The sequence below is a fragment of the Pedobacter sp. AC379 genome (assembly GCF_979258145.1).
In genome coordinates this window covers 4,876,917-4,897,460 of the sequence record NZ_OZ409839.1, presented here as the reverse complement: position 1 = coordinate 4,897,460, position 20,544 = coordinate 4,876,917, and the positions used below count along the sequence as shown (strand labels likewise).

Genomic DNA, 20,544 nt, shown 5'->3' with positions numbered 1-20,544 from the left:
CAATGAATTTAAGGAGATTTCCATTAGTTTTTAGCAATATTTCTTTATTGGTAAAACAGATGTGTATCTAAAGCTACCTTACATCTATTATTTAATGCCATTGCTCTATTTTAATTTCTTTATGAAACCTTGCGCAATACATTTACATTAAGAATCAAATCATCGGGACGGTTTAGAAATCTTATTGGGGTTCCTCAGCAATGAGGGCCCTTTTTTTATTCCATTCCCATAATGTTCATCATAAAATTGATTGCATCTGTACTATGAAGTGCTGCGGTAGATTGCATAGTGATATCTGCCGTTTCTGAAGCCCTTTTTAACATCTGTTTTTCATAGGCGAAAATGGCTTCCCCGCTATTATTGTAACGCGGATCTTTAAAGCAATTGCTAAGCTCCAATGCATCCAGCATGGCCATATTAACACCTTCGCCTGCATAAGGGGGCATTAAATGGGCTGCATCACCCAGCATGGTTAAATTTGGTAGCGACGACCAGTTTTGATCCAGCGGCATACAATACTGAGGGCGTGGAACAAAACCAGTTGAAGCATTTTCGAACAACTCCAGCCAGATCGGATCCCAATCTGAAAACTCATTTTTAAACCAGTTAATTACCTGCAGTTTATCAGAAAAGTTTATGCCCGATTCTTTAACCCAATTTTCTGTGGTATTGCATCCTGTGTAAAATACCAGGCTACCATCACCTTTTGAGCTCACAATTAGCGATTTTTCACCGCCTAGTGCAAATATTTTGCCGCCGTTTAGCAATTTATGCATTTCCGGACTTGAAGTTGCTGATGCATAAACAGCACCTTCCACAATGGTTACGCCAGCGTAAAATGGTTTAATTGGGGTAATGTACGGGCGGATTTTTGAGTTTGCGCCATCTGCTGCGATTACAATATCAGCCGCTAGCAATTTGCCGTTTTTAAATTCAATCAGCCACGAATCTCCGTTTCTTTTAAGCCCTTCAAAATGGCTGTTCCAGATTACAGTTTCTGGTTTTAAAGAATCCAAAAGGATTTTTTGTAGTGGGCCACGGTCAATTTCAGGACGGAAATCTTCTCTGTTTTGATTATCGTTGTCTTCAAATATAATTTCGCCATGTTGATCAATGATGCGGGTCCGATCTGCTCCGGGGCGATAGTTCGCTTTAAAAGCATCCATTAAACCAGCTTCGCGAAGTGCGGCTAAACCCGATTCATCATGTAAATCTAAAGTTGCACCTTTTGGCCTGGCATTTTCGTCAACATCGCGTTCATAAACATTCACCTCAAAACCATTCATTTGTAACAGTCGTGCAAGTGTTAAACCTCCGGGGCCGGCCCCAATAATGGCAATTTTTTTATCTTTAATCTGTTTCATTTTAATGTAGTTATTCCTTTAATCACGGTTTCACAGCAGGTTAAAATCATTTCTTCAGTAATAATCTGAATTGGCCGGTCTGCATGGTCAAAATATTCTGCCACCAGATCATTCACAGGCGAAAAAAGTAAAGCCTTGTATACATCGAGTGGTAAATCAGGTATCAAGCCTGCCTCAATATTTGTTTTTAAAAAGATAGGAATGGGCGCAAAAAATTCACCTTGCCTGATGTTTTTTTCCTGATAAGCTTTATTTAAAAGGGGGGATGATTTGCCGTGTTGGAGCAGGGAAAAAGAAGGTTTGTGGTTTTTAAGGTAATGGAAAGTATTTAACCATAACCTTTTCATCCCTTCCCTGAAATCCATTTTTGGATCAAAATTTTCAAGGATGGCTTTTTCATATCCACCAAGTACTTCCTCTATAAAGAGCTTAATTAAAAGATCTTCTTTGTTTTCATATTTGATGTAGATGGTTCGGGGAGAAATATTGGCCGCTTTAGCCAGTTTCTGCATACTCAAATTCTCCAGTCCTTCCTCAGAAATAATTTGTAATGCAATCGATCGGATAGCATCTTCCTTGATTAAATTTTTTGGCCGCATATATTAATGTTTCAATATGGATCAAAAGTAAGTAAACGTTTGTTTACTTATGATGTTTTTCGAAAGTATTAACTTTAACTGACAATTCTCTAACAGTATTCCAATTGCAATTACATTCCCTAAGCTACTTATTAGACCCGGTGCCGACCCTTTTTCACCCTCGTTGGTACTTAATAGGCCAGGTGCCGACCCTTTTACACCGTCATTGGTACTTAATAGGCCCGGTGCCGACCCTTTTACACCCTTGTTGGTACTTAATAGGCCCGGTGCCGACCCTTTTACACCCTCATTGGTACTTAATAGGCCCGGTGCCGACCCTTTTACACCCTCATTGGTACTTAATAGGCCCGGTGCCGACCTTATTAGGTCCGAAAATGAATTTTTAGAGTGTAAGTTTGAGGTTATTTAGCTCCCCAGGTAGTAAAAAAGCTTTGTTTTGGCGGTTTTTATTAAGGTGAGATAACTAAAGGATATAGTTTTAAGCTAATGTTGATCTGGAGATATCTTTTTTGGTACTAAATTCTATTATTTCATTAGTTTGAAGCTGATAATAGTTGGTTTAAGGCACTTGAATTGGGGAAATAATAAATATTGATTCCCTTAGGCATCTGGTTTATGTTTAAAACTTATCCTTCATGCCAAAAAGCCCCATCAATCCTCCGGTATGAATAGCCAGGATGCGTTCATTACTACCGATAACTTGCTTTTGTTGTAAATCATCAATGGCGAAAAACATTTTTGCGGTATAAACAGGATCTAAAAGTAAGCCGGTTCGACTTGTAAAAGCCTTAATAAAATCAATTAATTCAGGTGTGGTTTTCGCATATCCACCGAAATGATAATCAAGATGGAGTTCGATGTGATTGGAAAGGGGTGTATATTTTGCTATCTCATCGCTAATGAACGAGCCACCTTTTAACACCGGGATAATATGGAGTTTGGTATGCAATACATTTTGTTGAATGCCCCCTAACAGTCCCGCTGCAGTAGTTCCTGTGCCTGCCGCACAAAAAATGTGGTCGTATGTTTCTGTAAGTTCATTAATGATTTCTGCACAACCGATGGTGGCCTCTAAGGATGCACCACCTTCATCAATAAAATAGGCTTCAGGATCATCAGCAAAATGTTGTTTAAACAACTCAGGCTTGTTCCGATAGCTTTCGCGGTCGGTAAACATGAGCTTCATGCCAAATAAACTGCACAGTAACAACATTTCATTTTTTACTTCTTCACCGCGCACAAAGGCTGTTGCTTTTAAACCCGATCTTGATGCAGCTGCGGCTGTGGCCACCAGGTGGTTAGAATAAGCACCTCCAAAGGTAACCAGGTGCGTTTTGTTTCCTGCTTTGGCCTTTGCTAAAATGTATTTAAGTTTCCGCCATTTGTTTCCAGAAATATAAGGATCAATCAGGTCGTCCCTTTTAACGAAAAGCTGGTTAAGGGAGGCAAATTTTATGTGTTGTATCGGGCTATATATTTCTTTGAACACGCGTAAAAATAAATAAAGAATGGTTGATAAAATTGATTTCTTTAAGAATTTGTAATGATGCTCCTTTCCAATTTATAGGAAAGGAGCATAGAAATACTTTACAGGTTTTTTTATGATGATGCGGTTGGCATCTCCTGATGTGCAGCAAAACGAGCGATCTGTGAGTTAAAACAAAATTGCAAGGCAGATTTCCCGGTTGCGCTATGCTCTAAATGATGTAATTTACTATTTACCAATACCTAAGCCTATACCTGCATTAACCATACTGTATTTAGCTGCGGTATAAGAACCATAAAATTTAAAGAAACCGAATTTCAGCTGAAACCCTAAACTACCCCTCACGCCATCAATATCTGTCTGTTTAACCGAAATCGGATCAACATAGGTTGCACTATTAATACCATCTTCAAATTTATATGTTCCTAAAGCTTTTAAATTGGTTTTAGAAGTTTGGTAACCTATGCTGGCGAATGGCGTAAAAAACAGGATGCTTTTAGAAACGATTGCATCAAAATTAACACCATTAAATTTCGCATCAATACGCTGATCTGAATTTTGTGTATTATTCACATTTAAGGGCAGGTTGTATTTATACTGCGTAAATCCTCCGGCAACGGCAATATCTACCGGGATCAGTTTTTCTGTTGTAGAACCCATAAATAGTGGCAAAAGTTCAACCTTTGCGCCAAAACCGATCATTGATAAATCACCAAGATCGCTGCCTATCCCAACTTTAGGCATTGCCCTTAAGGTAACTTCAATATTTTTAGGTAAACCCAAAGTAGCCTGAATCTGCGCTGAAGGTACCACATGGAAACCCACGCCCTGAGGCAGGTTGAAGAATTTTCCTGTAGGAATTCCACCGCTGGTGTATACCTGCATTTTACCACCTTCATGGTCATCGCCAAAGGCAGTTGGCCCTATAGAAGAAGCACCGGGAGCTGGTTTAATGGTACTTAAGCCCAAAGTATTTACATCATAACTTCTGGCCGATTGTGGTACAAATGCTGCCGATACAGATACCCTTACATCAAATTTTAAAAATCCTTTCGATTTTGCGGTATTGGTCCACCCATCTGTTAAACCAAGGCCCAAACCTTTGTATAAAGGATCGAAATAGGCGTTAACCAATTTGGTTGCATCTGCTGGTCCACCAACAAATAAACCTCCAACATCTTTTTGAGCATTTGCTTTTTGCGATATTACCAATAAAAATAAGGCCCCTAAAGCCTTTAAAGAGTAGCATTTTTTCATATAAATAATTTAGAATGTTTTGATTAAGGGTAAAGATAATGCTGTTTTATCGAAAACTGTAATCATTAAAAAATTCTTGAAGTTAAAAGTTTATTTTTGCGCCATGGAAAATGTGGTCGAATTGCAGGAATCAGAGGAGCAGGAATTATATGAACACCTCAAAATAATTGTAGATAAGGGGCAATCTTTGCTTCGGATCGATAAATTTTTGATGGTGCGTGTAGAAAATGCCTCGCGTAACCGTATTCAGAATGCAATTGATGCAGGCAATGTATTGGTTAATCAAAAACAGATAAAATCAAGCTATAAGGTTAAACCTTTTGATGAAATCTCTATTGTTTTGCCTCATCCACCACGCGATACGGAGGTTTACCCGGAAGATTTGCCGCTTGATATTATTTATGAAGATAGCGATCTCCTAGTGGTAAATAAAGCCGCCGGAATGGTGGTGCACCCCGGCTTTAACAATTATACAGGAACCCTGGTTAATGCTTTGGCCTTCCATTTTGAACAACTTCCCCAGCTACCGGGTAATGATGGCCGGCCAGGTTTGGTACACCGGATTGATAAAGATACCTCAGGTTTATTACTCATCAGTAAAAATGAAAAGTCGATTACGCATTTGGCCAGGCAGTTTTTTGATCACAGCATTACCCGTAAATATATTGCGCTGGTTTGGGGCGATATCGAAAATGATGGCACGGTAACGGGCTACATCGGACGAAGTGTGAAAGATCGCCGTGTGATGGATATTTACGATGATGAAGAGAAAGGAAAATGGTCTGTAACGCATTATAAAGTGTTAAAACGCCTGGGTTACGTAACCTTGGTTAGTTGCGAGCTGGAAACTGGTCGCACACACCAGATCAGGGCGCACATGCAACACATCGGCCATCCTTTATTTAACGATGCCATGTATGGTGGCGATAAGATTTTAAAGGGAACTACGTTTAATAAATACAAGCAGTTTGTAGATAATTGTTTTGAATTATTGCCCCGCCAGGCATTACATGCACAAAGTTTAGGTTTTATCCACCCAACCACAAAAGAATACATGTACTTCGAATCCCCTTTGCCACCCGATTTTAAAGCTGGTTTAACCAAATGGGAAAATTATATCGTTACATCATAACATATGCTTAACGAGTACCTTATATTTAATGATGAATTTCATGCTGCAGATGCTCCTGTTCTGACAGCTTCGAACAGAAGTTTCAAATTTGGAGACGGGCTGTTCGAAAGTATGCGCATGATCAATAATAAACTGCAATTTGCCGATTTGCACGCCGATAGGCTTACTGCAGGTATGAAAGTGTTGAAAATTGACGGTCATGCCCTTATGGACGATTATTTTTTGCGCCAGAAAACGGCCGATCTTACCAAAAGAAATAAATGGAACGGCAATGTACGCTTTCGCCTTTCGGTTTACAGGGGCGGAGCAGGGGTTTATACCCCCGAAATTAATAAAGCAGGTTATGTTTTGGAGGGAATTCCCTTAAAAGCATCCACATATGAGTTAAACAGCAAAGGTTTGATCATTGATGTGTTCGACGAGATAACCAAACCCGTAAACAAGCTCTCCAATTTTAAAACATCCAATGCGCTGCTTTATGTAATGGCCGGAATTTTTAAAAGTCAAAACCGTTTGGATGAAGCAATGATTTTAAACCAATATGGTTTTCTTTGCGAAAGCATCAGTGCCAATGTTTTTGTGGTGTATAATAAACAGATTTATACCCCATCATTGGCTGAAGGTTGCGTAAGTGGAGTGATGCGTACCGCGATTATGCAATTGTGTAAAATGAACGATATGCCTTTGGTTGAAGCACAGATTAATCCAGAAATTTTAAAAGAAGCAGAAGAAGTTTTTATTACCAATGCTACACAAGGCATTCAATGGGTGATGGGTTACGGCAGGAAACGTTATTTCAATGAGGTTTCGAAGTTCTTGATCGAAAAGCTGAATGGTATTTAGTTCTTTGGTTCATTAGTGGTTGCTCTTCTACTCCGCTACCATTAGCAGGCTTTAGTAATGCGGTCGTTATTGCGTGGGATGAAGCAATCTTTCCTGCTAATTACCTTAAGGATAAATTGCTTGACTTAAATAGTCCTCGTTTGAAACGAGGATTTTAGAGGTACGCATTTGCAATGCGAAAATATTCCTTTAGGAGCAATAGAATCGCTTTACTCGTACATCCTCGTTACAAACGAGGACGTTATAGCCTGAAAAAGCCTTCTCAGCAATGACGATACCCAAAGGATATTCATTTCCTTAAAATCATGTCACTTATATTGATTTTTACCCAAATAGTCCTCGTTTGTAACGAGGATTTTAGAGGTACGCATTTGCAATGCGAAATAATTCCTTTAGGAGCGATAGAATCGCTTTACTCGTACATCCTCGTTACAAACGAGGACGATATAGCCTAAAAAAGCCTTCTCAGCAATGACGATACCCAAGGGATATTCATTTCCTTAAAATCATGTCACTTATATTGATTTTTACTTAAATAGTCCTCGTTTGTAACGAGGATTTTAGAGGTACGCATTTGCAATGCGAAAATAATTCCTTTAGGAGCGATAGAATCGCTTTACTCGTACATCCTCGTTATAAACGAGGACGATATAGCCTAAAATAGCCTTCTCAGCAATGACGATACCCAAAGGATATTCATTTCCTTAAAATCATGTTACCTCCGTGCTTTCTGTGTTTCCGTGGCAAACTGAGCTGTAAATCTGTGGTTAAAATCCTTCGAATGCCAAATACCTTTACAACCGCATTCCCCTTAAAAAATCCTCAATCAACATCCGTTTCTTACCTTCGTACTGAATATCCAGAAGATTTATAAAACCATCTTTTGCAGCAAACTTAAGGTAAGTTTTACCATCTGTTAAAAAGCCACCGGCGGCAATTCCAGGTTCTTTATCTTCTATTTCTGCTTTAAATACCTTTAAATTTTTATCGTTTAGTAGAGTAAAAGCCGTAGGGTAAGGACTTAAACCACGAATTAAATTATGGATGCGCTGTGCAGTATTGTTCCAATCAATTTTGCAGTCTTCTTTAAAAATTTTAGGTGCATGTTTTAGTTCGCCGCTTTGTGGTTGCGGCTGTTCGTTTACATCTCCTGCTTCAATTGCATGTAGGGTTTTTACTAAAAGTTTAGCTCCAATAACCATCAGTTTATCGTGTAAATCGCCAGCGGTATCGTTATCTGCAATGGCAACACTATCGCTAAGGATAATATCACCGGTATCAATTTCCTCCTTAAGAAAAAAGGTAGTTACACCACTTTCTTTTTCACCATTTATAATGGCATGGTTAATTGGTGCAGCCCCTCTATATTGAGGTAACAATGAACCATGTAAATTTATGGTGCCTTTAGCAGGCATGCTCCATACCACTACAGGCAACATTCTAAAGGCAACCACTACTTGTAAATCAGCCTGGTACGACCTTAATTCTTCAATAAACTCAGGGTTTTTAAGTTTTTCTGGTTGCAGAACAGGAATCCCTTTTTCTACAGCATATTTTTTTACAGCACTTTCATTCATTTTCTGTCCGCGGCCGGCAGGTTTATCTGGAGCAGTAACCACTGCAACTACATCGAAATTGGCTTGAACTAAAGCATCTAAAGAAGCTACAGCGAAATCGGGCGTACCCATAAAAACTATTTTCATATGAAAGTGTTGTGTTTCTAAAAAATAACGTGACTACCCGCGTTAAAGTTTTGCAAAATAACTAAAAATAAACCCATACTTACAGGCAAAAATGGTACAAGGCAAAGATGTTGTTAAAGCAAGTGGATTGGTATATGTAACTGATACTATGCCTGGGATTTACCGGAAAGGGAAACCGGGAAAATTCCATTACGAAGATAAGAATGGCGATAAAATCACTGATGAAAAGCACCTCGACAGAATTAAAGCACTCGTTATTCCGCCTGCATGGCAAAATGTATGGATAGCCAATAAACCCAATGCCTACTTACAGGTTACGGGGATTGATGCTGCGGGCAGGAAGCAGTATAGGTACCATGCAAAATGGACCAGCCGCAGATCGGAAGATAAGTATTTTCGCTTGCTTGAATTTGGAAAAGCATTGCCCAATGCACGTAAAAACCTGGAAAAAGACCTCCGCAGAAAAGATTTCGACGAACGCAAAGTTTTAGCGATCTCAGTAGATGTACTTCAAAAAACGTTAATCCGTGTAGGTAACGAGAGTTATAAGCAGCTTTATGGCTCATTCGGACTTACAACCCTTCGCGATAAGCACGTTAAAATAGAAGGCAGTAAAATAACCATGGATTTTGTGGGTAAAAAAGGGGTACAGCAAAAGGTTGAACTGAATGATAGATCGCTTGCCAAAATGGTGAAAAAATGCAGGGATATTCCTGGTCAGGAACTTTTCCAGTTTTACTCAAACGGTAAAGAACATAAAAGCATTGATTCTGGCAAAATAAACGCCTACATTAAAGAAATTACCGGAGATGATTTTACCGCTAAAGATTTTAGAACCTGGGGAGGTACCCTTGAGGCTTTGCGCCAATTTTCCAAATGCAGTATAGACGAGCATTTAAGTTTGAATTCGAAAAAAGCTATTGTTTCTGTTTTGGATTGTGTGGCCAAAAAACTGGGAAATACAAGAGCCGTATGTAAAAGTTCGTACGTATATCCTTTACTGCTTACCGCTTACGAAAATAATGAGCTTGGTAAATACATGAAAAAAATGAATAACAATAAAGAACTGGGTAAATTGGGTTTAGCACATGATGAAAAAGTTTTATTGTCGTTTTTAAAATCAAATACTAAATAGAAAACCCATTATATTTGTTTTTTTATCCCCCATATGCAAATTAACCTTGACGATAACGCTACTATTTTTTACACCTTAATTGAAGAATCTCCGATGCCAATTGGCCTTTATATCGGAGAAAAGATGGTTATAAAAGTAGCCAACAAGGCAATTCTTAAAGCGTGGGGGCGAGAGCGTGATGTTATAGGGCAAGAACTTGCCATTGCTTTGCCAGAGCTGGAAGGTCAGCCTTTTTTAGAGATTTTACAAAATGTTCGCCAAACCGGCATTGCTTACGAAACAAAAGAAGACCGCGTAATGCTGATCATTAACGGCATACTCCAAACTTTTTACTTCGATTTTATTTACAAACCTTTAAAAGATGAAGAAGGCAATGTTTGGGGGATTCTTAATAATGCTACAGATGTTACCGAATTGGTAAATGCCAGGTTAAAAGTAAAAGCAAGTGAAGAACTGTTTCGCAAAATGATTTTGGATGCGCCCGTAGCCATTGGAATTTTAAAGGGCGAAAACTTTGTTATTGAGCAGGCAAATGCAGACCTACTAAAATTGTGGGGCAAAACGGAAGATGTAATCAGTAAAGATTTAATAGATGGTTTGCCCGAACTTAAAGGGCAGCCTTTTCATGATTTGCTTACCAATGTTTACACTACCGGGGTTGCCCACTATGGTTACGAAACCATGGCGAGGATAGAGCGTGAGGGCACCTTACAAGATTGTTATTTCAATTTTGTTTATGATCCAATCCGCGATCAGCACAACACAGTTACCGGAATTATGGTGGTGGCCAATGAGATTACCTCCCTGGTAACTTCGCGGATGGAGATGGCTAAAAGTGAAGCGCGTTTTAGAAATTTATTGCTCGATACACCAATGGCCACAGGTTATTACGAAACCGAAGATATTATTATTTCTTTAGCCAATGATGAAATGCTACAGTTTTGGGGTAAAGATAAAAGTGTACTTGGAAAACCGATGGAAGATGCCATACCGGAGTTAAAAGGGCAACCCTTTGTTGATATCCTCAAAGAAGTATATAGAACCGGAGTTCCATATCATGCCGACCAACAGGAAGCTATATTGCCTGTAGATGGTAAGCTGCAAAAACTATGGTTTAATTTTACTTATAAACCTTTACGAAATGCGGATGGTGAAGTTTACGCCATTTTACATGCCGCAATGGACGTAACCAAACAGGTGCAGCTTCAGCAACAGAAAGATGAGTTTTTAGGCATTGCAAGCCATGAGTTGAAAACACCCGTTACCAGTATTAAGGCCTATACCCAGGTGTTGGAAAAAATGATCAGGAATGAAGGTGATGATAAAAAGGCCGCAATGGTGCACAAAATGGACCTTCAGTTAAACCGCTTAACTGGTTTAATTGGTGATTTGCTTGATGTAACCAAAATTCAATCCGGTAAAATGACCTTTAATCCTACAAAATTCGATTTCGATCAGGCGGTGACAGAGATTGTTGATGAAATGCAGCACATTACTTCCAAACACCGTATTACAGTTGATTTAAAAAGTAATGGTATAGTTTACTTTGATCGCGAACGTATTGGGCAGGTAATTACCAACTTTTTATCAAATGCCATTAAATATTCTACAGATGCCAACCAGATTGATGTAATTACCTATACGCAGCATAATCAAGTGATTTTAAGTGTGCGCGATTATGGTATCGGAATTTCCAAAGCACTACAACACCTGGTTTTCGATCAGTTTTATCGCGTAGGCGGCAATCTACAACATACCTACCCAGGCTTAGGCCTTGGATTGTATATTTCTTCAGAAATTATTAAAAATGAAGGTGGCAGAATTTGGGTGGAGAGCGAAGAAGGTAAAGGTTCTACTTTTTCTTTTGCATTGAAAATTTAAGTAGAACCATAAATTATTCTTTTGGTGCTTTTTTAATCGGATGAACAGGTTGCTCTTCCAGTTCTCGCTGCTTAGCAGGATCATTGGTTTTAGGTGCCTTATTTGGCGTACTGTCGTTTTCTTTTCTAACCGTTTTATGGTCAACTGGTTCTCTGCCTTTTGGCACCTCTTCCTGGTAATTGCTTCCAGGTTTATCACTTTTAACTTTCGGACCGCTCATAACTAAATTATTGAGTTTAAATGATTGAATGGCACAGTGCCTATCAATTATCTATAACAACAAACCTCTTTCGGTTAAGTTTGAAAAGAATTGCCAGCGCAATTTAAGGATTACTTCTTCTGCCATTCAAGCTCTCAAACATTCAACTCTTAATCATAAAGTAAATATTTTTTACGCATCGTTTTGTAAGCACTTAAGCCAGGTTCCCAGCTTGCCCTGATTTCTTCCTCGCTTTTTCCATCAATTACCTGTTGCCTAAAATCGGCCACACCAACCAATCTCTCAATAGTTCCCATCTCTTTACTCAGTTTGCTGTTAAAGAAATCTTCTTTTCTTGGCGATGCATTATACAATTCAATTAACCAACTGATGTTTACCTGCTTTGATTTTACAAGTATTGAGGTGTCGTAATTTCTTAAATCCAGGCCATAACATACCTGATCCTGAAATAATGGTGTTTCCGACATGCCTTTTATACTTTTTGGCGTAAAACTGAAATCGAATTTACCTTTTAAATAAGGTGCGCCAACCACAGTAAAAGGAAACATTGTTCCGCGGCCATGGTTTAAATAAGTGCCCTCAAATAAACAGGTAGAAGGATAAAGTAAAATGGATTGCTGTGTGTTTAAGTTCGGAGAAGGTTTAACAGGCAAAGTATATTCCATGTCGTGGTTATAATTGGCATTTTTGATGATCGTGATTTTACATTTCACTTTATCTTTTAACCAGCCTTCGCCATTCAACATTTGTGCATATTCGCCCACAGTTAAGCCGTGTGCAATTGGAATGGGTTGTACGCCGATACCTGATTTAAACTTAGGATCTAATATTGGGCCATCAATTAAATAGCCGTTCGGATTAGGGCGATCTAATATCAATAAGGTTTTATTGTTTACCGCGCAGGCTTCCATTACGTGCTGCAAAGTATTTATGTACGTGTAAAAGCGTACGCCCACATCCTGAATATCAAAAACCATTATATCAATATCCGCCAAATCCTCTGCAGTAGGGGTACTGTGCTTACCATAAAGCGAAATGGCTTTTATGCCTGTTTTGGTATCTACATCGTCATTAACGGTAACACCTGCGCTTGCATTGCCCCTAAACCCATGTTCAGGGCCAAATATTTTCTGAATTTTTACGCCAAGTTTTAATAGGCTGTCAACCGAAGTTTCTGTGCCGATAACCGAGGTTGGATTTACCACCATGCCAACCCGCTTTCCTTTTAAAATAGAGAGGTATTTTTCGGTTTGTTCGGCACCTGTTTTTAAGGTTGATGGAAGCTTAACACTCCTGATCATCAATTTCCTGTTTTCAGGGCTTTTTTTGCCAAGCACTTCCTGCTCCAGTGGTTTTGGCTGTCCGCAGGCCGATAATGCAATTAAACTGGTTAAAGCAAAGCTGATGTAGTTTTTCATATTCAGTAATTCTTATCTTTCGGTATTATAACAAAACAATTTACCCAATATTTTGATTGATGCTATGGTACCGGCTCATTATAACTTGATGAAGGATCTTTAAAGTTGGTTATTTATTTTTTAAAATGCCATTTTTTAAAAGGAATTGAGCATTTTTGTTACTTAACAAATAGATTAAATTGAATTTCGAATATTTCATAGCAGGGCGGATAGCCATTAAATCTGAACGTACTTTTTCAAAACTGATTGTTCGCATTGCAATAGCAGGGGTAATGTTGAGTTTGGCTGTTATGATTCTTTCAATCGCCATTATTAAAGGTTTTAAAACAGAAATTCAGGATAAGGTGAGGGGCTATTTGGGCGATGTGCAGATTACCCGCTATGATTTGAACAATTCTTTTGAACATTCGCCTTTTGTGCTTGATGCCGAAACGCAGAAAATGCTTAAAACCAATAGTGATATAGAATATTATTATCCATTTGCTACCAAACCAGCCATCCTTTCGGCCAATAATGAAATAGAAGGGATTAATTTTAAAGGTGTAGATAAAAATTATAAGTGGGATTACATTAAACAGCACATCATCAGCGGCACAATTATCGATTTTGCAGATAGTACCGCTGCCATGCAGGAACTTTTAATCTCCAATTATACAGCCAACCGGCTAAAGCTCAAAACTGGCGATGATTTTATCATGTATTTTGTTCAGAATCAGTTACGCCCGCGTAAATTTAAAATTGTAGGCATTTATGATATTGGTGTAGAAGATATCGACAAGGGTTTTGTACTGGGCAACCTGAATATAATTAAACGCTTAAATAATTGGAATGCCAACGAAATTGGCGGCATAGAGATCAGGATTAAAGATTTTAACAGACTTAAACCCATTGCTGATCAAATTTACGAAGGGCTACCACGTAATTTACGTTCTTATTCTATTGAAGAAAATTTCCCTAATATTTTTACCTGGTTAGGATTACTGGATGTAAATACCAATGTGCTGTTAATTTTAATGCTTATTGTTGGCGTAATTAACATGGTAACGGCATTACTCATCATGATTTTAGAGAAAACAAATATGATTGGTATGTTAAAATCTTTTGGGGCTACTAACTGGAGCATCATGAAGATTTTTCTCTACAATGCAGCTTATCTAATTGGTATCGGTCTTTTGCTTGGTAATATATTAGGCTTAGGCCTTGGTTTTTTACAGCAATCAACACATATTTTTAAACTTAACCAGGCCTCTTATTTTCTGGCTTACGCACCAATAGAATTTCATTTTATTGATGTGCTGTTGCTTAACGTGGTTACAGTGGTGGTATGTTTAACCGTTTTGATCATCCCTTCACTATTAATAAGTAAGGTTTCTCCATTGAAGGCCATCAGGTTTAAATAGCGTGAAGTAAAAAACTTGGGTCATCGAACAGATCAATTTTCGATGCCCAAGCAAACCTAAACCTAAAATCTTGTTAACTCAACCTTTACCGTCTGTGCAGTATTCTCTTCTCGAAAACTAACTTCTATTAATTTGATTACGTAATTCACTCCGTTAATTTTCAATTTGGCTGTAGCACCTATGGTACCGCAATCTCCTTTACATAAAATGATCTCCTGCTCAGTATTACCTGATTTCAGCTTGAAATAGGTTTGCGTTGAACTAGGACCAATACAAAAAGCACTTGATGTACAACGGCTATCGTTTATTTTTGTCAATATTAAATTGGCTTCATCAATCTGCTTTGAGGTATTTATTTCGAAAGAATAACCAGTGGTGGTTCCTTCCGTTTTCTTTTTACAACCAAAAGCTAATGCCGAGAGGATAATGATGGAGAGTATTAAATTTTTCATATATAAGAGTTTAATTTGTTCTTTTTAAAATGTATTCGTATTCCAGCGTAGCATAAGATGTAGCCGGAGATAAATCTGTTTTTGTTTTACTTTTTCTTCTGAGCGTTAAATCTACGCCACTGCTTCTGATATCGTATTCGCCATTTAAAATCATGTTCCAATCGAAATCTGCTGTCCAAATGCCTTCATCAGTAAAATAACCCGTTCCATTTTCGAAAGTATAAGTTCCTTTGCCTCCGTAGGGTTTAAGATTCGAATTGGCGTTAGGCATGATGTTAAACCTGCCATCTTTTAAGGTAATTGAAATCGGTCGGGTTTCAGGTACAGATTTTACGCTGTTGGTAATTACTAAAACACCTGTATAATGGCCATCCAATAGCACATCGACTGTTGTTGCTTTTTTACAGCCAAAAGATAGCAGTGCAAGAGCAAATAAAAGAATACAGATTTGGACTTTCATACCCTTTAAACGTGGGCCGAAGTAAAAACGCTACAGTTAAAGTAAAATCCACTGTGTAGCCTCGCCATGGATAAACTCTGTACGGGGTGCTAAATTAAGGTAAGGGTAAGTAACCTTGGAAAGGTATAAGCCTGTAGGGTGGGCGGGTAATGATAGTTTAGCAGCCTTTAACGTAATCAGCTCACTCTCAAATTCATCAAAACTTAGTTCTCCTTTACCAACCATTAATAATTTGCCCATTATAATGCGGATCATTTTACCTAAAAAGCGGTTGCTCGCAATATGGAACCTGAACCTATCACCTTTTGGATTTACAAATAAAGCAGCTTCCATTACATTACAAATGGTATGTTCGTATTTATCCGGATGGGTGCAAAAAGCCCTGTAATCTTTGTACTGAGGTAAAAGTGCTACAACAGCTTTCATTTTATCAAAATCGAGATTATTAACTTGATAAAATGAACTTTGTGTGCTGAGGAAAGGATCTTTATAAGTATGAACAAAATAGTCGTATTTCCGTTGAACGGCATCGAAGCGGGCATGAGGTTTACCTTCCATTTTCATAATGTCGAACACGGCAATGTTATATGGCAATGCTTTGTTGAGGATATAAAGCAGATCAAAAGTGATTTCTTTTTCGATATCAGCATGGAAGAAAAACTGACTGGCATGCACATGCGCATCGGTGCGCCCGCAACCATTAATGGCAATCGGCGTTTTTAAAATTTTTGAAAGTGTTTGTTCAATAACTTCCTGAACGCTTTTAACCCCTGGCTGTTTTTGCCATCCACTAAAATACTGACCCTGATAGGCGATGTGAAAGAAATACCTCATTTTTCTGCTGCAATTTTACGGAAATTTTAGCAGCAGGAATATTAAATCCTATTTTTGCCTTTTAAATTTTAATCATGGATGTAATAACCTGTCCCTGTGGGAGTGGATTAACCTTTAAGCAATGTTGCCAGCCTTATCATTTAAAAATGAAGCCAGCGCCCACGGCAGAGGCTTTAATGCGCTCAAGGTATTCGGCATTTGTGGTGGCCGATGCGGATTATCTTTTCCAAACTACGCATGAAAGTAAAAGAAAAAATCATTCGAAAAACGCGTATTTAAACAGCGCAAAAAATACCAGATGGCTTAAACTCGAAATTGTATTTTCGGACTTTGATGTGGTTGAGTTTAAAGCTTTTTACCTGAATAAGAAGTTTGAAACTGAGGTATTGCACGAAAAATCGAATTTCAGACTGGAAGATGGGAAATGGTATTATGTAGATGGTGAATATTACTCATAACAAGAACTCGCTAATATTATCTGGCGTAATTACTTTGGTATTTACATTTTCATAAGCACCTAAAAATGTTTTCGGAAACTTTACAGTAGATTTTGGATTCCACTTAATTTCATAAGCATTCATTAGCCCGTTTCTTTCTTCAATATAATCTATTTCCTGTTGTGCATGAGTGCGCCAAAAATATTGGTTGCAGTTAATCTGTTTGTATGCAAGAAACTTAACCCTTTCGCTAATTACAAAGTTTTCCCAAAGTGCACCAATGTCCTGTCGTAATACTGCAGGACTGAATTGATTAATTACTGCATTTCTGATTCCATTATCGTAAAAGTATATTTTTCTGCTTTTCTTTAACTCATTCCTTAAATTACGGCTTAAAGATCCCAATCTGAATACAATAAATGCTTTTTCAAGCAGGTCGATATATTTTTCAGTTGTTTGGTTATCCAATCCTGCCAATTGGCCTAACTCGTTATACGATACCTCATTCCCAACCTGAAAAGCCAGTGCCTGAATTAATCTTTCCATTTTATCCGGTTTTTGTATTTTTTCCCAGATTAAAATATCCTTATAAAGGTAACTGTCTGATAATTGCTTCAACCTGATTTCTTCTCCACCCGGATTATTTACAATTTCAGGATAGTAGCCATAAACAAGGCGGTGATTTAATAGTCTTTTTTCAGTAAGTAAGCCATGTTCTTCTACCATTTCTCCAAATGAAAAGGGAAACATATGGTATTCCCATTTTCTTCCAGTAAGCGGTTCATTAATATGGTTGGCAAGTTCAAATGCTGATGAACCTGTGGCGATTACTTTTATATCTTTAAGCTGGTCGATAATTAATTTAATCGATATACCAATATTATCAATCCTTTGTGCCTCATCTATTACCAGTGTTTTTGATTTCCCTAAAAGCGCACGTAATGAAGTAGACGTGGTATTGGTTAGTATTGTTCTAACATCTGCATCATCTCCATTCCACCACATAATCTGTTTAGCAAATTTTGGCGACAATTGATGAAGCAACGTGCTTTTTCCAACTTGCCTGGGGCCTAAAAGGATGATCGCTTTTTCATCTTTAAGGTGTTTTTCGATAGAATCCGAAATTACTCTTGAAATCATAATCGCAAATTTAATATAAATTTTGCGATTCCATTCGCAAAATTCATATGAATTTTGCGAATTTACGCCTTTTAGCTATAATTTCTTGGCTTCATTCCAATATATGTCCATTTCTGCAAGCGTCATATCGGCCAGTGCTTTTCCGTTTTCTTTGGCTTTGGTTTCGAGGTATTGAAAACGTTTAATGAATTTTTTATTGGTTTTTTCAAGGGCATTTTCAGGGTTAATATTAATGAAGCGTGCATAATTGATCAGAGAGAATAAAACATCTCCAAATTCTGATTCTGCTTTTTCTATATCAATAGCGGTATTGTCGGCTACATTAAATTCAGCTTTAAATTCTTGCAGTTCTTCTTCAACTTTTTCCCAAACCTGGTTTTTATCTTCCCAATCGAAACCCACTCCACGGGCTTTCTCTTGTATACGGGCGGCCTTAACCAATGCCGGCAAAGAAGAAGGCACTCCTGCCAATACTGATTTATTGCCTTCTTTTAATTTAATCTGCTCCCAATTGCGTTTTACATCTTCCTCATTCTGTACCTCAACATCTCCATAAATGTGCGGATGCCGGTTTACCAGTTTGTCACAAACCCCGTTTAAAACATCTGTAATATTAAAGTGATTCGTTTCTGAAGCAATCCGCGAATAGAAAACCAAATGCATCATAACATCACCAAGTTCCTTTTTAATTTCATCTAAATCACCTTCCAAAATCGCATCACTTAGCTCGTAGGTTTCTTCGATAGTAAGGTGCCGAAGGGTTTCCATTGTTTGTTTTTTATCCCAGGGGCATTGCGTACGTAAGGTATCCAATACAGTAAGTAAACGTGTAAAAGCATCGGCTGGGTTGTTGGCACTGGCAGGAATCGGGTTGTTGGGCATGTTGTGGGTTTAAGCTAAATTTATCTGATGCTAAAGTACCAAACCCAGGCGATTAAGAAAAGCTGAAAAGGAATTCTGAACCATAAATATTTTGGCCCGGGCCCGGGTTTGTACAAATCTTCATAGTTGATGCTGTGTTTGGCTGCGTAAATATTGGTAGGTAAAATGGCGATGAAGAAAACAATCAAGGCTATTCCGGTATAATAACGGGTATTATCGATGGCTAAACCAATTGCAAATAAAATTTCAAGCACACCTGTAAAAAGTACAATTTCTACCTTTTTAGGAATGAATAAAGGTATCATGGCGGCCATGCTGGTTTTAAACTTAAAATGGCCAATTGCCGTAAAAAGCAACATTACGCCCATGGCAATATTGCCTGCAAAAATATTTCCCTTATCAAATGTAGTATGACCGCCAAAAGCTAATAAGGCAACATATACTATAACTAATACAAATAAAGGTTTCATGACTGAATATCCTATTTTATCAGGTTAAAAGCAATTAATATTGTGGCTACAAATAAGATTACCAAACCGGAAAGAAAAACAAAATCGGCAACTTTTTCTAACCTTTGACTTGCTGTTTTTACTCTTCTCATTGAAACAAAAGATAAAATACAGCTCGTCATAAAAAACATTACTGCAGCCACAGCAAATTCATCAATTAAAGAGCCATCGGTAAGGGCAAGTTTTTTTAAGGAGGTAAGCACAATAAAACAGATGCCTAACAGGTTGGCAGAAGTGCTTAAAATATGTGGCGATCTATTTTCGGCCATTTTTAATCTTTTTCCTCTAATTTAATCTTTTTTGTAATGCGGTAAATGCGTTTCTTTTTGTCGGGTTTATGTTCTTCGCCCATTAAAATGCCCCAGGGTTTCAGGTTATCAACGCGGTCGAAAATTATTTTAAGCATGGCTAGGTATGGAATGCATAAAAACATACCCGAAATGCCCCAGATCATTTCGCCAACTACAATGCCAATAAAGGCAAACAATGCATTAATTTTAACTTTTGAGCCTACTACAAGCGGCATCAGCACATTTCCATCAATTGCATGTACGCCAACAAAGGCAATTAATACCAAAAGTACTTTGCCCGCTCCGGCCGTGGCAAAAGTAATTAAACAGCTAACCAGCAAGGCAAAGAATATTCCTAAATAAGGTACAACATTAAAAATACCAGCCACCAAGCCTAGTAAAACAGCATATTTAACGCCGAGTAAACTGAGTACGGTGATCATTAACACAGTAACAATCAGCATTTGTAAGAAAAGACCAATGATGTATTTTTTTATGATGTATTGAATCTGACTAACAATTTCGGTAACCTTTTCTTTATGTTCTTTACTGAAAACGGAGGTTAAAAAAGTAAATAATACCCGTCTGTAATTTAATATGAAGAACGTAAACAATAGAGTAAAGCCCAAAAACAACAAGGTAGAAGATAAGGTAGCTAAAGTTGTGGCTACAATGGCCGCACTTGTGGCCAATGCTTTTTCGGTACTATCATTCAAATAATCCAACTGTTTTTGAGAATTTACGCCAAAGGTATGCGAAATCCATTTTTGCAATTCATGGTATGAAACGTTGGCTTTTTCTTTTAGTAAAGGCCAATCGGCCCATAAATCACTCAATTGGTTACCAAAGAAATATATAATGCCCCCAATTATGGCAATCATCAGAATAACTGAAACCAAGGTAGACAGACCTCTCTTAAATTTTAAACGCCGCTCTAAAAAATTACCCACTGGTAATAATAAAATGGCCATTAAAAAGGAGAAAAGTAAGGGAGCAAGTAACGATTGCCCTAAAATAGCTATGTAGGTTAGGCTTATTAAACAGAAAAGAACCAATGCAAGCTTTGGTAGAAATGATAATTTGTCTTTCATATATTTTAAAT

At 37.9% G+C, this 20,544-nt stretch carries 21 protein-coding genes; 6 read left to right on the top strand and 15 right to left on the bottom strand.

The window, feature by feature from the left end; all coding sequences use genetic code 11:
* Positions 1–215: 215 nt before the first annotated feature.
* The 4 genes from ACZZZW_RS21175 to ACZZZW_RS21160 all read right to left on the bottom strand — a co-directional run bounded on the left by ACZZZW_RS21175 (position 216) and on the right by ACZZZW_RS21160 (position 4,706).
* A complete protein-coding gene (locus ACZZZW_RS21175; protein WP_463496365.1) occupies positions 216–1,364 on the bottom strand; it encodes an FAD-dependent oxidoreductase in 1,149 nt (382 codons plus the stop codon).
* The gene (locus ACZZZW_RS21170; protein ID WP_055906384.1) at positions 1,361–1,963 is read right to left on the bottom strand and encodes a TetR/AcrR family transcriptional regulator; all 603 of its coding nucleotides are present in this window, start codon (positions 1,961–1,963) and stop codon (positions 1,361–1,363) included. The genes ACZZZW_RS21175 and ACZZZW_RS21170 overlap by 4 nt, the downstream gene beginning before the upstream one ends.
* Positions 1,964–2,582: 619 nt before the next feature.
* Entirely contained in the window at positions 2,583–3,452 is an 870-nt protein-coding gene (locus tag ACZZZW_RS21165) for a 1-aminocyclopropane-1-carboxylate deaminase/D-cysteine desulfhydrase (protein WP_055906378.1), read from the bottom strand.
* A 225-nt stretch (positions 3,453–3,677) separates the two neighbouring features.
* A complete protein-coding gene (locus tag ACZZZW_RS21160; RefSeq protein WP_055906375.1) occupies positions 3,678–4,706 on the bottom strand; it encodes a DUF6588 family protein in 1,029 nt (342 codons plus the stop codon).
* Positions 4,707–4,809: 103 nt separating this feature from the next.
* Between ACZZZW_RS21160 and ACZZZW_RS21155 the strand changes: the two genes are divergently transcribed.
* Positions 4,810–5,838 (top strand): RluA family pseudouridine synthase, encoded by a 1,029-nt coding sequence (locus ACZZZW_RS21155; protein WP_055906650.1) that lies wholly within the window; start codon positions 4,810–4,812, stop codon positions 5,836–5,838.
* Positions 5,839–5,841: 3 nt separating this feature from the next.
* The gene (locus tag ACZZZW_RS21150) at positions 5,842–6,681 is read left to right on the top strand and encodes an aminotransferase class IV (RefSeq protein WP_055906372.1); all 840 of its coding nucleotides are present in this window, start codon (positions 5,842–5,844) and stop codon (positions 6,679–6,681) included.
* A gap of 794 nt (positions 6,682–7,475) precedes the next feature.
* Here the strand turns inward: ACZZZW_RS21150 and fmt are convergent.
* Positions 7,476–8,384, bottom strand: a complete 909-nt coding sequence (gene fmt / locus ACZZZW_RS21145) for a methionyl-tRNA formyltransferase (protein WP_082458681.1) — start codon at positions 8,382–8,384, stop codon at positions 7,476–7,478.
* Between the two features lie 91 nt (positions 8,385–8,475).
* Here fmt and ACZZZW_RS21140 point away from each other — a divergent pair, with 91 nt between their 5' ends.
* Together ACZZZW_RS21140 and ACZZZW_RS21135 are read left to right on the top strand one after the other, a co-directional pair.
* Positions 8,476–9,519, top strand: a complete 1,044-nt coding sequence (locus tag ACZZZW_RS21140; protein ID WP_055906366.1) for a DNA topoisomerase IB — start codon at positions 8,476–8,478, stop codon at positions 9,517–9,519.
* A 33-nt stretch (positions 9,520–9,552) separates the two neighbouring features.
* Positions 9,553–11,400 carry a PAS domain-containing sensor histidine kinase gene (locus ACZZZW_RS21135; protein WP_055906361.1) on the top strand — a complete coding sequence of 616 codons (1,848 nt, stop codon included), beginning with the start codon at positions 9,553–9,555 and terminating at the stop codon, positions 11,398–11,400.
* Positions 11,401–11,413: 13 nt separating this feature from the next.
* Here ACZZZW_RS21135 and ACZZZW_RS21130 read toward each other — a convergent pair whose 3' ends face one another.
* On the bottom strand, positions 11,414–11,620 hold the full coding sequence (locus ACZZZW_RS21130) for a hypothetical protein (RefSeq protein WP_055906358.1): 207 nt from the start codon (positions 11,618–11,620) through the stop codon (positions 11,414–11,416).
* A gap of 149 nt (positions 11,621–11,769) precedes the next feature.
* On the bottom strand, positions 11,770–13,038 hold the full coding sequence (locus tag ACZZZW_RS21125; RefSeq protein ID WP_055906355.1) for an exo-beta-N-acetylmuramidase NamZ family protein: 1,269 nt from the start codon (positions 13,036–13,038) through the stop codon (positions 11,770–11,772).
* A gap of 179 nt (positions 13,039–13,217) precedes the next feature.
* Here ACZZZW_RS21125 and ACZZZW_RS21120 point away from each other — a divergent pair, with 179 nt between their 5' ends.
* Positions 13,218–14,438, top strand: a complete 1,221-nt coding sequence (locus tag ACZZZW_RS21120) for an ABC transporter permease (protein ID WP_055906352.1) — start codon at positions 13,218–13,220, stop codon at positions 14,436–14,438.
* Between the two features lie 62 nt (positions 14,439–14,500).
* Here ACZZZW_RS21120 and ACZZZW_RS21115 read toward each other — a convergent pair whose 3' ends face one another.
* The 3 genes from ACZZZW_RS21115 to ACZZZW_RS21105 are packed head-to-tail and all read right to left on the bottom strand — an operon-like array spanning position 14,501 to position 16,184.
* Positions 14,501–14,890, bottom strand: coding sequence for a hypothetical protein (locus ACZZZW_RS21115; protein WP_055906350.1), 390 nt, complete (start codon positions 14,888–14,890; stop codon positions 14,501–14,503).
* Positions 14,891–14,900: 10 nt separating this feature from the next.
* Positions 14,901–15,350 carry a hypothetical protein gene (locus tag ACZZZW_RS21110; protein ID WP_055906347.1) on the bottom strand — a complete coding sequence of 150 codons (450 nt, stop codon included), beginning with the start codon at positions 15,348–15,350 and terminating at the stop codon, positions 14,901–14,903.
* A gap of 36 nt (positions 15,351–15,386) precedes the next feature.
* Positions 15,387–16,184, bottom strand: a complete 798-nt coding sequence (locus tag ACZZZW_RS21105) for a tRNA pseudouridine synthase A (protein WP_055906344.1) — start codon at positions 16,182–16,184, stop codon at positions 15,387–15,389.
* A gap of 74 nt (positions 16,185–16,258) precedes the next feature.
* On the opposite strand from ACZZZW_RS21105, the gene ACZZZW_RS21100 reads away from it, so the two are divergent.
* On the top strand, positions 16,259–16,642 hold the full coding sequence (locus ACZZZW_RS21100) for a YchJ family protein (protein ID WP_055906341.1): 384 nt from the start codon (positions 16,259–16,261) through the stop codon (positions 16,640–16,642).
* On the opposite strand, the gene ACZZZW_RS21095 is transcribed toward ACZZZW_RS21100, so the two are convergent.
* From ACZZZW_RS21095 to ACZZZW_RS21075, 5 genes are all read right to left on the bottom strand, one after another.
* Complete coding sequence (locus ACZZZW_RS21095; RefSeq protein WP_055906339.1) at positions 16,637–17,761, bottom strand: ATP-binding protein; 1,125 nt, start codon at positions 17,759–17,761, stop codon at positions 16,637–16,639. The two genes, ACZZZW_RS21100 and ACZZZW_RS21095, sit on opposite strands and share 6 nt — an antisense overlap.
* Positions 17,762–17,836: 75 nt before the next feature.
* Complete coding sequence (gene mazG, locus ACZZZW_RS21090) at positions 17,837–18,643, bottom strand: nucleoside triphosphate pyrophosphohydrolase (protein ID WP_055906337.1); 807 nt, start codon at positions 18,641–18,643, stop codon at positions 17,837–17,839.
* Between the two features lie 20 nt (positions 18,644–18,663).
* On the bottom strand, positions 18,664–19,113 hold the full coding sequence (locus tag ACZZZW_RS21085; RefSeq protein WP_055906334.1) for a DoxX family protein: 450 nt from the start codon (positions 19,111–19,113) through the stop codon (positions 18,664–18,666).
* 11 nt (positions 19,114–19,124) lie between these two features.
* On the bottom strand, positions 19,125–19,421 hold the full coding sequence (locus ACZZZW_RS21080; protein WP_055906331.1) for a hypothetical protein: 297 nt from the start codon (positions 19,419–19,421) through the stop codon (positions 19,125–19,127).
* 2 nt (positions 19,422–19,423) lie between these two features.
* Complete coding sequence (locus ACZZZW_RS21075) at positions 19,424–20,533, bottom strand: AI-2E family transporter (RefSeq protein ID WP_055906328.1); 1,110 nt, start codon at positions 20,531–20,533, stop codon at positions 19,424–19,426.
* Positions 20,534–20,544 lie beyond the last annotated feature (11 nt).

What these genes read in the sequence shown, in the direction of transcription:
- ACZZZW_RS21115 (WP_055906350.1), bottom strand. Translation starts at nt 14,890, where the DNA reads ATGAAAAATTTAATACTCTCCATCATTATCCTCTCGGCATTAGCTTTT.
- ACZZZW_RS21100 (WP_055906341.1), top strand. Translation starts at nt 16,259, where the DNA reads ATGGATGTAATAACCTGTCCCTGTGGGAGTGGATTAACCTTTAAGCAA.
- ACZZZW_RS21110 (WP_055906347.1), bottom strand. Translation starts at nt 15,350, where the DNA reads ATGAAAGTCCAAATCTGTATTCTTTTATTTGCTCTTGCACTGCTATCT.
- ACZZZW_RS21085 (WP_055906334.1), bottom strand. Translation starts at nt 19,113, where the DNA reads ATGAAACCTTTATTTGTATTAGTTATAGTATATGTTGCCTTATTAGCT.
- ACZZZW_RS21095 (WP_055906339.1), bottom strand. Translation starts at nt 17,761, where the DNA reads ATGATTTCAAGAGTAATTTCGGATTCTATCGAAAAACACCTTAAAGAT.
- ACZZZW_RS21075 (WP_055906328.1), bottom strand. Translation starts at nt 20,533, where the DNA reads ATGAAAGACAAATTATCATTTCTACCAAAGCTTGCATTGGTTCTTTTC.
- ACZZZW_RS21130 (WP_055906358.1), bottom strand. Translation starts at nt 11,620, where the DNA reads ATGAGCGGTCCGAAAGTTAAAAGTGATAAACCTGGAAGCAATTACCAG.
- ACZZZW_RS21135 (WP_055906361.1), top strand. Translation starts at nt 9,553, where the DNA reads ATGCAAATTAACCTTGACGATAACGCTACTATTTTTTACACCTTAATT.
- ACZZZW_RS21105 (WP_055906344.1), bottom strand. Translation starts at nt 16,184, where the DNA reads ATGAGGTATTTCTTTCACATCGCCTATCAGGGTCAGTATTTTAGTGGA.
- fmt (WP_082458681.1), bottom strand. Translation starts at nt 8,384, where the DNA reads ATGAAAATAGTTTTTATGGGTACGCCCGATTTCGCTGTAGCTTCTTTA.
- ACZZZW_RS21150 (WP_055906372.1), top strand. Translation starts at nt 5,842, where the DNA reads ATGCTTAACGAGTACCTTATATTTAATGATGAATTTCATGCTGCAGAT.
- ACZZZW_RS21140 (WP_055906366.1), top strand. Translation starts at nt 8,476, where the DNA reads ATGGTACAAGGCAAAGATGTTGTTAAAGCAAGTGGATTGGTATATGTA.
- ACZZZW_RS21125 (WP_055906355.1), bottom strand. Translation starts at nt 13,038, where the DNA reads ATGAAAAACTACATCAGCTTTGCTTTAACCAGTTTAATTGCATTATCG.
- ACZZZW_RS21170 (WP_055906384.1), bottom strand. Translation starts at nt 1,963, where the DNA reads ATGCGGCCAAAAAATTTAATCAAGGAAGATGCTATCCGATCGATTGCA.
- ACZZZW_RS21175 (WP_463496365.1), bottom strand. Translation starts at nt 1,364, where the DNA reads ATGAAACAGATTAAAGATAAAAAAATTGCCATTATTGGGGCCGGCCCC.
- ACZZZW_RS21155 (WP_055906650.1), top strand. Translation starts at nt 4,810, where the DNA reads ATGGAAAATGTGGTCGAATTGCAGGAATCAGAGGAGCAGGAATTATAT.
- ACZZZW_RS21080 (WP_055906331.1), bottom strand. Translation starts at nt 19,421, where the DNA reads ATGGCCGAAAATAGATCGCCACATATTTTAAGCACTTCTGCCAACCTG.
- ACZZZW_RS21160 (WP_055906375.1), bottom strand. Translation starts at nt 4,706, where the DNA reads ATGAAAAAATGCTACTCTTTAAAGGCTTTAGGGGCCTTATTTTTATTG.
- mazG (WP_055906337.1), bottom strand. Translation starts at nt 18,643, where the DNA reads ATGCCCAACAACCCGATTCCTGCCAGTGCCAACAACCCAGCCGATGCT.